General features: G+C 60.2%; 11 protein-coding genes. 4 read left to right on the plus strand and 7 right to left on the minus strand.

What is annotated here, in order from left to right; all coding sequences use genetic code 11:
• Positions 1-69: 69 nt before the first annotated feature.
• The 3 genes from AC3IT6_RS03435 to AC3IT6_RS03445 form a co-directional block, all read right to left on the minus strand.
• Positions 70-1,293, minus strand: coding sequence for a hypothetical protein (locus AC3IT6_RS03435; protein ID WP_489354302.1), 1,224 nt, complete (start codon positions 1,291-1,293; stop codon positions 70-72).
• A complete protein-coding gene (locus tag AC3IT6_RS03440) occupies positions 1,290-2,552 on the minus strand; it encodes a sulfotransferase family protein (RefSeq protein ID WP_489354303.1) in 1,263 nt (420 codons plus the stop codon). Before AC3IT6_RS03440 ends, AC3IT6_RS03435 begins: the two co-directional genes overlap by 4 nt.
• A gap of 66 nt (positions 2,553-2,618) precedes the next feature.
• Entirely contained in the window at positions 2,619-3,389 is a 771-nt protein-coding gene (locus tag AC3IT6_RS03445) for an SDR family NAD(P)-dependent oxidoreductase (RefSeq protein ID WP_489354304.1), read from the minus strand.
• A gap of 313 nt (positions 3,390-3,702) precedes the next feature.
• Here AC3IT6_RS03445 and cysD point away from each other — a divergent pair, with 313 nt between their 5' ends.
• From cysD to AC3IT6_RS03460, 3 genes are read left to right on the plus strand one after another with little or no spacing between them, the layout of a single operon-like run.
• Positions 3,703-4,599 carry a sulfate adenylyltransferase subunit CysD gene (gene cysD / locus AC3IT6_RS03450; protein ID WP_151214238.1) on the plus strand — a complete coding sequence of 299 codons (897 nt, stop codon included), beginning with the start codon at positions 3,703-3,705 and terminating at the stop codon, positions 4,597-4,599.
• A complete protein-coding gene (gene cysN / locus AC3IT6_RS03455; RefSeq protein ID WP_223448166.1) occupies positions 4,599-6,500 on the plus strand; it encodes a sulfate adenylyltransferase subunit CysN in 1,902 nt (633 codons plus the stop codon). The genes cysD and cysN overlap by 1 nt, the downstream gene beginning before the upstream one ends.
• Positions 6,497-7,465, plus strand: a complete 969-nt coding sequence (locus tag AC3IT6_RS03460) for an acetyltransferase (RefSeq protein ID WP_489354305.1) — start codon at positions 6,497-6,499, stop codon at positions 7,463-7,465. The genes cysN and AC3IT6_RS03460 overlap by 4 nt, the downstream gene beginning before the upstream one ends.
• A 32-nt stretch (positions 7,466-7,497) precedes the next feature.
• Here AC3IT6_RS03460 and AC3IT6_RS03465 read toward each other — a convergent pair whose 3' ends face one another.
• Complete coding sequence (locus AC3IT6_RS03465) at positions 7,498-8,238, minus strand: TetR/AcrR family transcriptional regulator (RefSeq protein WP_191624931.1); 741 nt, start codon at positions 8,236-8,238, stop codon at positions 7,498-7,500.
• Positions 8,239-8,477: 239 nt separating this feature from the next.
• Here AC3IT6_RS03465 and AC3IT6_RS03470 point away from each other — a divergent pair, with 239 nt between their 5' ends.
• The gene (locus AC3IT6_RS03470; protein WP_489354306.1) at positions 8,478-9,614 is read left to right on the plus strand and encodes a helix-turn-helix transcriptional regulator; all 1,137 of its coding nucleotides are present in this window, start codon (positions 8,478-8,480) and stop codon (positions 9,612-9,614) included.
• Positions 9,615-10,102: 488 nt separating this feature from the next.
• Here the strand turns inward: AC3IT6_RS03470 and speB are convergent, their stop codons facing one another.
• From speB to AC3IT6_RS03485, 3 genes are all read right to left on the minus strand, one after another.
• Entirely contained in the window at positions 10,103-11,059 is a 957-nt protein-coding gene (speB, locus tag AC3IT6_RS03475; protein ID WP_095945754.1) for an agmatinase, read from the minus strand.
• Between the two features lie 146 nt (positions 11,060-11,205).
• The gene (locus AC3IT6_RS03480) at positions 11,206-12,915 is read right to left on the minus strand and encodes an amidase (protein WP_489354307.1); all 1,710 of its coding nucleotides are present in this window, start codon (positions 12,913-12,915) and stop codon (positions 11,206-11,208) included.
• Between the two features lie 118 nt (positions 12,916-13,033).
• On the minus strand, positions 13,034-14,323 hold the full coding sequence (locus AC3IT6_RS03485; protein WP_489354308.1) for a polyamine ABC transporter substrate-binding protein: 1,290 nt from the start codon (positions 14,321-14,323) through the stop codon (positions 13,034-13,036).
• Positions 14,324-14,642 lie beyond the last annotated feature (319 nt).

The following is a 14,642-nucleotide window of genomic DNA, read 5'->3' on the forward strand; positions in this document are numbered from 1 at the left end:
GGTCGCCTCCATGCAGGACATGATTGAGCGCCGCGATGCAGTGCCGTGCAATTTCGCCGGACAGCACGCTCATTGCGCCACCTCGCCACTGATGATCGGCACGATGTCTTGCAGCGCCTCTTCACCACGTTCTTGCAGCACGGCCAGCGCAATACGGCGCAGCGTTACCTGCGGCGGCTCGCCCTGTGTGCCAATCAGGCGCAAACTCATGCCGCCATGGACATGGCCGAAGGACTGGACCCAATTGCCGGCGATGCCGGGCTGGCCTTGCGCAACGATGACGCGCACCGAGCCGTCGTGGCGATATCTGGCCTTGTACTTCTGTACACAACCGCCGCCGTCCTCGTAGTTGTCGAGGTTCTCTTGCCAGATCGAACAGAGCTGGAATATCCAGTAATCACAGGCTGAGGGCAGGAAATCGATAACCAGCGCCTCGTCGCCAGCACACTCCCAGGTACCGAAGCCGTGGTGTCGGTCCGGCACGCCGCCATTGGACAGGTACACCGCGCGGTCGAAGCGGATGCGGTTTGGCCGCTGGCTGAGATTGTCCTGCCACCAGCTGCGCACCAGTTCGCAATAGCCAAGTACCATCTGGCCCGCCTTGGCGAGCGCATCGCTTATTTCAGCGGCGGTGACGGGGCGCGGTTGCGGGCTATCGATCCGTTCGATGGTGAAGTGAGGCGGCGCGGTATTCGCGCGATCATGGTAGAGCGTGCGCACCAGGAGACCGACGCAGTCCGGTGAGATCGACAGCCAGTCGCGCCCGTCTGCGGGTTTGTTCTGGCTGACAACGATCTCGAAGTTGCCCTGCGCATCGAACTTCACCTGGCGTGAGGAGATGAAGCCGGTGGTCTGCAGCGCAGCGGGATCGAATTCGTCAAGACCGGATACACCACACGTTGCCCAGTCCTGAGCGCCGGGATGGCGCGGTTGTGGCGCGCGCCATGAGGCGATGACGAAGTACGGCAGCCCGCCACGATGGCCACGAATGACATAGTCATGACTACCGTCGACGAACTCTGCAAGCAGATGATCCTGATCGGGAGACTGGAAGTTGATGGACTGGCGCCAGGGCGCATCGCGCAGGCGCGGCCGTTCTGGCTCGCAGTTCTCCAGGTAGCGTTCGAACCCGTTGCGCATGAGCCGGGTCATGAATCGATACCATTCGGCGCGGTCGAGGGTATCGGCCTCGGCGCCGAAAGCATCGACCCTGTGGCCGGCCTGGCGAACTGTTTCGCAGAAGTCGTCCCACGCGCGGCCGGACAACAGACGTTCCGTAGCTAGATCGGTCATGGCCGCTCTCCTTCGATGCGCTCTGGCCTGACCGAGAAGCGCTCATAGTAAAAGCCGAATCGCTCGCGCAAAGCGGCAATATCAACCCCGAAATCGCCTTTCAGGTCATAGACGACGCGACCATGCTTGCCCCGTGGATTGGCGTTCAGATAGGCCTGGATCTGCACCTTGGCATCGGCGGTCAGTGGCAGGCCGGCCATGGCATAGATGCGTTCGATCACCGTCTGTTGGTCGGCCATGTAGTCGTCGAAGAGCACATCGAGCGATTGGCCGGCGGGAACACTGTCCCGGTCCCGAACGCAGGCGCGCAGCAGATGTTCCACTCGATCTGTCCAATAGCGCGCCAACGCCTTTACGTCGACGGTATGGCGGCGGATGCGGTCGCCATAGGCGATCATGGTGATGGCGGACTGGAGCACGGCAACGGGGTCGCGGTGGGTGATGACGAGCGTGGCGTCGGGATAGGTCGTCATCAGCGGCCGCAGGTTCTCCATGTGCGGCGGCGATTTCATCACCCATCGGTTCGGGCCCTGGAGCCAGGTGAGCGCCTGCAGGACTCGGCGACCATAACGGTAGTGCGGCGTCTGATCGTGGCTGTAGTAGTAGTCGCGCCAGCGACACGGGCGAGACTGCCATTCCGGCAGATAGGACGAGAAGTCCAGGCCTTGCAGTTCGATGTCTTCATGCACGTGGGTGGGGGACATTTCGTGCATCGCCGGCATGAACGGCAATATGGCTTCGAATTCGCCCCAGGCCTGGCGGGTACGAACGATACGTGGATCTTCCCCGTCTGATTTTTGGTCTTGCGGCGCAGGAATCGGCTCCATCGCTTCCCAAAGCGGCATCGAACGCAGTCGCGGATCGGCTGCCAGGATGTTGACCAGGTGGGTCGTGCCTGAGCGGGGAAGGCCGGCGACGATGATCGGCCGATCAATCGCGACGTCGTTGATTTCCGGGTGTCGCTTCACCAGATCTTCGAAGCGCAGGCGCGAAGATGCGTAGCGCACGGCATCGCCGAACATCCCCGCGCGCCCCAGGGGGCCGAGCTCCGTGTCCTCGTCAAAACTCTTCAGCCAGATTCGCAGCCGTTCGCGGAAGTCCTCCGAACCGAAGTCGGAAAGCCCCGTGCGCTGGCATGCGGCTGCCAGGACGGCCTCCTCGCGCATTTCCACGGGGGGGACGCCCGCGATCGCTCGACGCTGCCGCTCGGTCAGCTCGGGGGCGCCCAGGTCTGTGATACGGATGATGTCAGGTTTCATGCGCTGCTCCATAAGTGTGAGGAGAGGTGTTGGCGACAGGCAGTACGGGAAGGGCCGACGCCGGACTCAGCCGGCGACCGTGAAACCGCCATCGACAGGCAGTGTCTGTCCCGTGATCCAGCCGGCAGCGGCGCTCGTCAGGAAAAGGACTGGACCGGCGATGTCCAGCGGCACCCCAAGCCGTGCTGCCGGCGTACGCGCAAGCGTGGGCGCGGACCACTGCGGATTGGCGACGGTCGCTGCCGTCATGCGGCTTGCGGTAAGCCCCGCCGCGACCGCGTTGACGCGAATGCGTCCGCCCCAATGGACCGCCAGTGCCCGGGTCAGCCCGACGACGCCAGTCTTCGCCGCGCCATAGCCGGGCACCACATCGATCCCGAAGAACGAGCTCATTGATGCAATGCCGATGATCGAAGGGCCGCCTGGCAGCGTGCTTTTCAGGAGTTTGTCGGCGCAGCCATGCGCCATGCGATAGCCACCGACCAGGTGCATGCGCACCGCGCGTTCGAAAACGTCCGGTTCGTACTCGTCCAGGCCACAGCTTGGCAGCGCAAAGCCGGCGTTGTTGACGAGGATGTCCAGGCGCGGTAGCGCTGCTGCGACGGCAGAGATGTTGTCTGCGTTCTCGATGTCGAGCTGCAAGTAGCGGTAGCCGTCGAGGTCAATGTCGTAATCGGCGGCGCAGGGCCGGGTGCCGGTGATCGTCACTTGCGCACCTGCTGCTCGGTACGCTGCGGCGATGCCGGCCCCGATGCCGCTGGTGCCACCGGTCACCAGGACATGGCAATTGCTGTAGTCAAACTGAAGGTTCGGCCAGTCGGCCTGTTGAGTGTTCATGGGGCGTTGCCTCCAATAGGTACACCTGATTGCTGTGGCGCAATGGGCCAGTCGATCAGGAGCAGCAGCTATCGCCCCGACCGACTGGCGGTTCAAGATAAGGCGATAGTATTAAAAGCGTTTGAGCTGCGAATAGTCTAAACGGACGATGATCCATGCAATTGCGAGATCTACCTTTAAAGCCAGTTTAAGTAACACGGCTTAAAAAAGAGGTGGGCGATAAACGTCCACACGCAATCGCACCTCGAGTGACTGGGCCGGGCATCGGATTCTCGGTGGCATCACGACCCAGCGCAGAGGAAGGAGGAAATACATGCTGACGCACTTGCAGCGTCTTGAGGCCGAGAGCATTCACATCATGCGAGAAGTGGTCGCTGAGTGTGAGAACCCGGTAATGCTCTACTCCGTCGGTAAGGACAGTGCAGTGATGCTGCACCTGGCCCTGAAGGCGTTCCATCCGGGAAAACTGCCGTTCCCATTGCTCCACGTCGACACGACCTGGAAGTTCCGCGAGATGATTCAGTTCCGCGACGCCATGGCGAAAAAGCACGACTTCGACCTGCTCGTCCATATCAATCCCGAGGGGCTGGAAAAGGGCATCAGCCCCTTTTCCCATGGTTCGGCCATACACACCGACATCTGGAAAACCGAGGGATTGAAGCAAGCGCTGGACAAGCACGGTTTCGATGCGGCCTTTGGCGGCGCACGGCGGGACGAAGAGAAGTCGCGGGCCAAGGAGCGGATATTCTCGATCCGCTCCGAGCAGCACCGCTGGGATCCCAAGCTGCAACGCCCGGAACTGTGGCGGATGTATAACGCCCGCAAGCACAAGGGCGAAAGCATCCGGGTGTTTCCCCTGTCCAACTGGACCGAGCTCGACATCTGGCAATACATCTATCTGAACGACATTCCGATCGTGCCGCTTTACCTGGCGAAAGAGCGACCGGTGGTGGAGCGCGACGGCACGCTCATCATGGTCGATGACGAGCGCATGCCACTGAACGACGGCGAGGTTCCCGAGATCAGGAAAGTGCGTTTCCGCACGCTGGGTTGCTACCCGCTGACCGGCGCAATCGAGAGCGAGGCCGACTCCTTGACGGCCATCATTCAGGAAATGCTTCTGGCCAGGACGTCCGAGCGCCAGGGTCGCCTGATTGATCACGACTCCGCGGGCTCGATGGAGAAAAAGAAACAGGAGGGGTATTTCTAATGGCACACGTATCCGATTTGATTTCCGAAGACATCGAACAATATTTGAAATCCCACGAGAACAAGAGCCTGCTGCGTTTCATCACCTGCGGCAGCGTCGACGATGGAAAAAGCACGCTCATCGGGCGCCTGCTCTACGAATCGAAGATGCTCTTCGAAGACCAGTTGAGCCAGTTGGAAGCGGATTCAAAGAAGGTGGGAACGCAAGGTGGCGACCTGGATTTCGCACTACTGGTCGACGGACTTTCCGCCGAGCGTGAACAAGGCATCACCATCGATGTTGCCTATCGCTTCTTCTCGACCGACAAGCGCAAGTTCATCGTCGCCGATACACCGGGCCACGAGCAATATACGCGCAACATGGTCACCGGAGCCTCGACAGCGGATGTCGCCATCATTCTGATCGACGGGCGCAAAGGGGTGCTGACCCAGACGCGGCGACACAGCTATCTGGTGTCGCTGATCGGCATTCGCCATGTCGTGCTGGCCATCAACAAACTGGATATGGTGGGTTACTCGAAAGAGATCTACGACAAGATAGACGCGGACTATCGCGCTTTCGCCAGCCAGATTGGCCTGCAGAATATCGTCACCATCCCGATGTCAGCCCTGAAGGGCGACAATATCACCGAGCCGAGCGCGAACACCCCCTGGTACCAGGGGCCGACACTGATGGGGTACCTTGAGACGGTGCAGGTCGAGGATGCTGCGGATCAGTCCGGGCCGTTTCGCATGCCGGTGCAGTGGGTCAACCGACCGAACCTCGACTTCCGCGGCTATGCCGGGATCGTTGTCGGCGGCAGCGTCAAGCGCGGCAATCGCCTCCGTGTCTTGCCTTCGGGGAAGGAAAGCCGGGTCGCGCGTATCGTGACGCGCGAGGGTGACCTTGAGGAAGCCGTCTCTGGCCAGTCGATCACGATTACGCTCGAGGACGAGATCGATATCAGCCGGGGCGACATTCTCGCGACGATCGATGCACCGGCCAGGGTGGCAGACCAGTTCGAGGCAACGATCGTCTGGATGAGCGATGAACCGATGCTGCCGGGCCGCCCCTATCTGTTGAAGATCGGCACCAAGACCGTGACGGCCACCAGCGCGACACCGAAATACAAGGTCAACGTCAATACGCTCGAGCATCTTGCCGCCAAGACACTGGACCTGAATGAAATCGGCGTCTGCAACCTGAGCTTTGACCAGCCAATCGCATTTGATCCCTACAAGGAAAATCGCGATACCGGCGGTTTCATCATGATTGACCGCCTGACCAACAATACGGTCGGCGCCGGACTCCTGCACTTTGCCTTGCGTCGCTCGCAGAACATCCACTGGCAGGCGATTGACGTTAACAAGCAGGCGCACGCCACCCTCAAGGGGCAGAAGCCTTGCGTACTCTGGTTCACAGGGCTGTCGGGTGCCGGCAAGTCCACGATCGCGAACCTCGTCGAGAAGAAACTGCATGCATTGGGCAAACATACCTATCTGCTTGATGGTGACAACGTGCGCCACGGCCTCAACAAGGATCTCGGTTTCTCCGAAGCCGACCGGGTCGAGAACATCAGACGCGTAGGTGAAGTCGCCAAGTTGATGGTCGATGCGGGGCAGATCGTTCTGGTGTCCTTCATCTCTCCATTCCGTTCTGAACGCAGAATGTCGCGCGAGCTGGTGGAGCAGGGCGAGTTCTTCGAGGTGTTCGTCGACACGCCGATCAGCGTGGCCGAACAGAGGGATCCAAAAGGCCTCTACAAGAAGGCTCGCCGTGGCGAACTGACGAATTTCACCGGCATCGACTCCCCCTACGAGCCGCCGGAAAACCCGGAAATTCGCATCGACACCACCGCTTGCTCTCCTGAGGAAGCAGCCGAACTGATCGTCAGCCATCTTGTCGCTCGCGAGGCCCTATGAATCGCTACGTTGCATTCAATGGGGATGCCGATGGGCTGTGTGCGTTGCAACAACTGCGGCTTGCCGCGCCTGAGGAGTTCGCCAGCGCGAGGCTGCTGACCGGTGTCAAACGCGACATTCAGTTACTGCGGCGTATCGAAGCGTGCGAGGGTGATGCCATCACCGCACTCGACATCTCCCTCGATCAGAATCGTACCGATCTGCTTCGCCTGCTTGAGGCGGGCGCATCGGTGCGCTACTTCGATCACCATCACGCAGGGGAGATGCCTCGGCATGGGCGCTTCGAGCCCTATATCGACGAGGCTGCCGACGTCTGCACCAGCATCCTGGTCGACCGCTATCTTGGCGGTCGCCATCGTGCATGGGCGATTGCTGCGGCATACGGCGACAGCCTGCCTGAGGTGGGCTGCACCATGGCCAAGGCGCAAGGCATAGACGCTGGAGCGGTCAGGACCCTGGAGCGGCTCGGCCTCTATCTCAACTACAACGCTTATGGCGAGACCGTTGCCGATCTGCATTTCGATCCGGCCGAGCTGTCGACCCTGATGCAGCCGTTCGCCGATCCGCTGGAGTTCGTCGCCGGCTCGGACGCCTACGCGCGGCTGGCGGCAGGCTATGAGGAGGACATGGATCTGGCTCGCCGACTTACGCCGACGCACCAGATACCCGGCGCGATGCTGCTGATGTTGCCTGACGCGCCATGGGCGCGGCGGGCCATCGGAACCCTGGCCAACGAGCTCATGCAGGCACAGCCAGATCGCGCGCTCGGTATCCTGTCGCCCAAAAGGCAAGGTGGATTCACGGTAAGCGTGCGCACTCCCGGACATAGTCCGGTGGCTGCGGCTGACTTCTGCCGCACCTTTGACACCGGCGGTGGCAGGAAACTGGCGGGAGGTATCAATCATCTGCCCGAATCGGAAGTCGACCGCTTTACGCGCGAGTTCGAAACGAGCCTCTCCAGGTAGCAGTCATTACCCATGCAATGTTTACAGCTGCCTCATGAGGGCAAGCTGTAAACGTGGGCTGGAACCTGTTCGGGTACGTCAAGGCGGGAAAGAAGGGAGACAGTTTCGGGCGACATGGGGCTCGCCAGCAGTGCCACCAGGCAGTCTTCGATGTTCTTGATGAACAACTCGGTGTCCATAACCAAGGTCTTCTTATCGCTCGCATCAAGCATGCGAGAGTGGTCGGCTAGCCCATGGAGGAGCAAAACTGCCGCCAAGTGCAGGCGCTGCTGGGCCACGGACTCGGGCAGGTCCTGGAGGACGCCGAGCAGCGCCCGCCTCAACCGATCAACCTGACCCAGATTGAGCGTGGAAGCGCGCAGGTTCTGTACGGAGAGCGTATGCACCGCCACCAGTTGGGCATCCAGACGGATAAAGTCCTTCCCACCGTTGGGATCGAACATCTTGTCGGCCACCGGATACATCAGCGCGCGGACTACGTCTCGCACCGAAGGATTACCTCGCTTCTCCAGTTCATCGAGCAATGCGTTACGCCGGCTGGCAATACCAGGCTCATGCTTGTCGAGGATGGCCTGCAGCAAGCCATCCTTGCTGCCGAAGTGGTAATTCGTGGCGTTCTTGTTCCGCTGCCCGGCGGCTTTGTTGATGTCGCTTAACGACACCCCTTCGATACCGCGCTCGGCGAACAGCCGTTCGGCAATTGACACGAGCTTTGCTCGAGTGACGACGCTTTTCAGTGTCAAACGTTCGATTTTCCTGACTTGCTGGGTCATCACACCAATCTTTTGAGTCGACCAATGGTACGAAACGAATCGCAGTTTAACATCGGCCATAGGGTGGATCGTACAAGTAAACTCACCGGCCGGCCGGCGCGCTTCACAGGACGCAAAGTTACACGATCTGGCAGGTAGGCCTACCTCCTTTCAGACTATAGATCCGGGTGTTGCGCTCAATCGACGACGGCACCTATTCTCGACCATCTCCAACACTAATAAATATAAAAGGATTGTCCATGCAGAGCCTCAGCCTCGAGACGTTCAGCGAGTTCGTCGGCAATCTCTATCAAGGACCGCTGGAGAACATCCCCTGGACGACCTTCCTCAACCGGCTCAATGTGTATCTGCAAAGCAAGTTCGTCACCTTCATCCTGCGCCCGCCGAGTCAACACGACACTGGCCTGATGATCCACACCACGGGTTCCTCAGCCGAAACCACTGCCTCTTATAACCAGCACTTTTTCACCCTCGACCCCTTTGTCGACCTGCCCAACCGCCAAGTCGTCACCCTGGCCGAATTCGTCTCCGACGACGACTGGCAAAACTCAGAGTTCTGCAAGAATTTCCTCGAACCGCAGGACGTGTTCCATGTCCTCGGCGCCGACATCAACACTGCCGACGGCGCTCAGTGCCGCATCCGCATCAGCCGCGGTCGAGACGACAGGGCCTTCAACAATGATGAAAAGGCCCTGTTGGCACAGTTCATTCCGCACCTGGAACGCTCGATCGAGATCCATATGCGCTTGAACCGCATCGAAACCGAACGCAACCTCTATGCCGGCGCGGTAGATCAGATGGCGGTTGGCACGATCATTCTCGACGAAGCCGGCAAAGTGCTGCGGACCAACCAGGTGGCCGACCGCCTGATCCAGGAAAAAGACGGTATCAAGCTGGTCAACGATGGCCTGCAGATCGGCACCGCGCGTGACACCCAGGAGTTTCGCCGCCTGGTGAAACAATCACTGCTCTCGCAAAAAAGCAGCAACCCCTCGGTGGTCGAAGCCCTACGCGTGCAACGGCCTTCGGGCCGCGCGGACCTGGGCATCATCGTGCGCTCAGTACCGTTGTCAGACTGGAGCGAAGGCAAACAGTGCCCAGCGGTGGTGATCTTCATCAGCGACCCGGAACAGCAATCCAGTGCACCGCAAGAGATTGTCCGCGCCCTGTTCGACTTCACCCCGGCCGAAACCCAGCTGGCCATGCTGCTGGCCAACGGCCTGACCCTGGACGAAGCCTCCGAAGAACTGGGCATCAGCCGCAACACCTCACGGGCACACCTGCGTTCGACTTTCTCCAAGACCGGAGTGACCCGCCAGACCATGCTGGTGCGGTTGATCCTGCGCAGCGTAGCGACCCTCGGTTATTGCAAGTAGTCGCCGCGTTGGATGCATCGGTGTCGGGGCCTGGCGAAAACGGTTGATTAACCATGAGTAACGCCGGCAACCTCATCCTCGGCCGCCGCCAGTACGCGGTCTGGAGCGGCTCACCATCGGTGAGGATTTAATCCTTGTCTTTTGGTTTGACAACCTTGAGTTGGCGGTCTGAGAGGCGGGTGGATTTCAGGCACAAAAAAAGACGTCCGTGGACGTCTTTAGATGTTGAAGTGCCGGGGTAATTTGAATCAGTTCGGCAAGTTATTGATTTATAACATTAATAACTATTTTAATTTTTAGTTGGAATACCAATTGGAATACTGCACGTCACTTGACCAGCCGTTTGCACTCGATCTGACCAGCACACTTCTGAACCATGATTGGCAGTGAACTGCCCAAAGCGGACGTTCACCAAGGTCTGTTTTCGGCCAGTTGCTGTCACGTGAGCAACTGGTCGAAAAATGTTTGTAGCTGTCCAGACCACGGGTTTACAGCTTATGCCGCGCGGCATACAGGCAGATCATCTCCATCGCCAATGCGGCCCCGGCGAGCGCAGTAATCTCGGCGTGGTCATAGGGCGGTGCCACCTCCACCACGTCCATGCCGATCAGGTTGATACCGCGCAGGCCGCGCAGAATCGCCAAGGCCTGATGGCTCGATAGTCCACCGCAGACCGGCGTCCCCGTGCCTGGGGCAAATGCCGGGTCGAGGCAGTCGATATCGAAGGTGAGATAGACCGGATGGTCGCCAACGCGCGCCCGGATAATCTCCGCTAGTTCCTTGGTAGAGCGATCATGCACCTCACTGGCATTCAACACCTGAAAGCCCATGACGTCGTCATTGGTCGTGCGCTGGCCAATCTGGATGGACCGCGCAGGATCAACCAGCCCTTCGCGGACGGCGTGATAGAACATCGAGCCGTGGTCGATGCGCTTGTCCTCGCCGTCGGACTCCAGGTCATGGTGTGCATCGAAATGGATCAGGGACAGCGGACCATACTTGGCCGCGTGAGCTTGCAGCAGCGGATAGCTGATGAAGTGATCGCCGCCCAGGGTCAGCATCGCAGTACCTGCCGCCAGGATCCGCTCGGCATGGGCCCTGATCGCCGCCGGGGTCTGCTCCGGGGCGCCGTAATCGAAATAGCAATCGCCATAATCGACACAAGCCAGCAGATCGAACGGGTCAAATTCCCACGGCCAGTGACGCGCCCAGGCAGACTGGACCGATGCCTCGCGGATGGCCCGCGGTCCGAAGCGGCTGCCCGGTCGATTGCTGGTCGCGGTATCGAATGGGATGCCGCTGATGGCGATATCCACGCCACGTAAATCGCGGGTGTAGCGACGCCGCATAAAGCTGGTGATACCACCGTAGGTCGGTTCACCCTCGGTGCCATACAGGCTGTCACGTGTCATCGCCTGATCGATTATCGAATTGTCATTTAGCATGGGATTCTCAATGCGGGTTACTGAAGCTGACCCAGGCATGCGTACGCTCACGCAGTGCTCGCTGGGGCAAAGGTTGGTTTCTGTTGCTCGGGCTTGCCGTGAATAGGTAGGATTGGCGCTTTATCGCGCCAGACCCATTGCGGTTTTCAGCCGCCTGGCGAGGGTGGGGTTCGCACCGGGATCAAGCGCTTCGATCCGGTGGCCTCAAACGCCGACGCCAGGCGCAGCAGTGCTGAGTCGTCGTAGGCGCGCCCGGCAAACGTCAGACCGACGGGCATGCCGATGTCCGGCATCACGCCCATCGGCACGGTGACCGTTGGCACGCCGAGGTGGCGGATGGCGAGGTTGCCGTTGGCGACCCAGACGCCGTTGCTCCAGGCGATATCCGCCGATTGCGGATCGACATCGGCATTCGCCGGGCCTACGTCGGCGACCGCCGGGAAGATCACCGCGTCGAGCCCCAGCCGATCCATCCACTCCTCAAGATCGATACGCCGGGTCTGTTCCAGCCCGCGCAGGCCATCAGACAGCGTGGCGATCTGATCCCACGGGGTGATGCCACGCTCCGCTATGCGCACGTATTCGTCCATGCCAATGGCCGGGCCATCTTCGCGGTCAGGCAGAGCGCCTGGGTCGTGCGGAAAAATCTGCGGGCCGTCGACGTCAGCCAGACGGTTTAGTTTGGGATCGTCGTTGGCCTGCAGGAAGTCATCGAATGCCCAGGCGGTCAGGTCCCACAGTTCATGCTGTAAAAATTCTTTGGAGACGATGCCGCGATTGAACACGGTCGGCGCGCCAGGACGATCGCCCTCGCAATTGGAGACCAGTGGGAAGTCCGTCTCGACCACTTCGGCACCGGCCGCTTCCAGAGTCTTTCGCGCGTTTTCCCAGAGGGCAATCACCGAGGGGCGAGTGTTGATCCGCTGGCCTGTCGCCCACCCGATACCCGGCGCTTCGCTGGTGCCCGCGTCGGGGTCGGCGTTGATGTACATGCGCGGTACGCCCAAGCGCTTGCCGGCGAGTGCGGCGGGCCTGGCAGCCAATTCCAGGTAGGAAGCGGGGCGCACCGAGGCGACGCTGGGGATCGGCACCCAAGGCTGCAAGCGCCATAGGTCGCCACGTTTGTCGGCGTCTTCGGCCACCACCACGTCGAGCACTTCGAGCAGGTCGGCCATGGTCCTGGCATAGGGCACGACCACATCCATGGTTGGCGTCAGTGGCCAGTTGCCGCGCACCGAGATCACCCCGCGCGACGGTGTATAGGCGCACAGACCATTGTTTGAGGCCGGCCCGCGACCGCTCGACCAGGTTTCCTCAGCAAGGCCGAAGGCGGCGAAACTGGCAGCGGTGGCCGTGCCTGCGCCATTGGAGGAACCCGAGGCGAAGGGTGCAGTGAGGTAGTCCGCGTTGTACGGGCTCTCGGCACGGCCATACACGCCGCGCTGCATGCCGCCGTTGGCCATGGGCGGCATATTGGTCTTGCCCAGGCAGATCGCACCGGCGCCGCGCAAGCGCTCGATGGTGAACGCATCGCGATAGGCAACCAGGTCCTTGAAGGCCGGGCTGCCGGATGCCGCGCTCAGGCCTTTGATCAGATAGCTGTCCTTGGCTGTATAGGGAATACCATCGAGCGGGCCGAGGGTCTCACCACGGGCACGACGGGCGTCGGAGGCCTGCGCTTCTTCAAGCGCATTCGGGTTGCGCACCACCACTGCGTTGAGGGCGGTGGGCGTGTTGGGGCCGTCGTAGGCATCGATCCGTGAGAGATAGGCCTGGACCAGCTCAACTGCCGTGGTTCGGCCAGCATCGAGGGCTGCGCGCAACTCGGCAATGGAAACTTCGGTTACTTCAATCATGTTTTTGCCAATGGCTACTGGGTCTGCAAGGTGACTAGATTGGCGCCGCGTGCCAGCGAAACCGCATCGGCCATGTGCCTGGTTCCGTTGAGTTTCACTGGCGCAGCGCAATTTACTGTCAGGTTCCCGACTTGAGCTTGGTCCATGCACGGGTGCGAGCGCGTTCTGCACTGGACGGCAGAGGCACCAGCGCGAATAGAGAAGTCTGGATGTCGGCGGCGGGGTAGAGATTGGGGTTGTTGCGGATTTCCGGGCTGACCAGGGCAGTGGCGTCCTTGTTCGGGTTGGGATAACCGACGAAGTCGCTGATCGGAGCAATCACCTGCGGTTGCAGCAGGTAGTTGATCAAGGCATGGGCATCATCCGGGTTCTTCGCATCCTTGGGGATGGCCAGCACGTCGAACCAGACCGGTGCGCCTTCCTTGGGCAAGCGCATGTCCACCACCACGCCGTTACCGGCCTCCTTGGCGCGATTGGCCGCCTGGGAGAAACTGCCGGAGTAACCCACGGCCACGCAGATGTCACCATTGGCGATATCGGTCATGTATTTTGAGGAGTGGAAGTAGGCGACGTTGGGGCGGATCTTTTTCAGCAGTTCTTCGGCCTTCGCGTAGTCCTTGGCCTGAGTGCTGTTGGGCGGCAGGCCCAGGTAGTGGAGGGCGATGGGGATCATATCCGTCGGCGAATCGAGAAGGGCCACGCCGCACTGTTTGAGCTTGGCAATGTTCTCTTCCTTGAAGATCAGATCCCAGCTGTCCACCGGCGCGTTTTCGCCGAGCGCAGCCTTGACCTTGGCCGGGTTGAAACCGATCAGTACGGTTCCGTACAAATAAGGCACGGCGAAACGGTTCCCCGGATCGTTGGCTTCGATCAGCTTCATCAGTTGCGGGTCCAGATGCTTCCAGTTGGGTAGCTTGCTGCGGTCAAGTGGCTGGAAAGCGTCGGCCTGAATCTGCTTGGCGAGGAAACTGTCGGACGGCACCACCACGTCATAGCCGGAGTTACCGGTGAGCAGTTTGGCCTCCAGGGTTTCATTGCTGTCGAAGATGTCGTAGACCAGTTTTGCGCCGTTCTCCTTCTTGAAGTTGTCCAGGGTCTGCGGGGCGACGTAGTCGAACCAGTTGTAGACACGCAGGGTGCGCTCCTCCGCATTCGCGTTAGCGGTCAGCAGGCCCAGGCTGCAGATCGTAGCGAGGAGCGAGCGGGGGAGTTGATGCTTGATCCATTTCTCACAGCTTTGGGAGATGGTGCCCACTCGTTCGGCTGCCAGCGCCGGGCCAGCAAGCATCGTCAGAGCTTTCAGCAGGACGGCACGCAGGCTGCCGACTCCAACGCGGGCGGTGCGCCAGGACACCGAGTCCGCTCCCATATCGATTTTTTGCAACGGCTGTTGCTGCTTGTACTTCATAGGACCACCTTTTGAATTATTGTCTTTGGCCTAGCTCCAAATGAATTGTTACGGCTGCTTGAATCACAATCAATCTATATAAACTACAAGTAATTAAAGCAAAAAAACTAAACGATATGGTCTGACGCCGATGTCTCCTACGCTTCGTGCAGGCGCTGACGGGATGCACCAGGCAGCGGCATGCACAAACGCGGGCACGTCATCTTTTGGAGTTAGGCGGTGATTCCCCGCGCAGGGCTGGATCAGCCGAACTGGCCCAACCCTGCGAGGGAAAGCAGTCTGGCTATTGTTTGCGTCTCATAGGCGGCAATTCTTTTCA

This window comes from Pseudomonas sp. KH_017 (assembly GCF_057840285.1).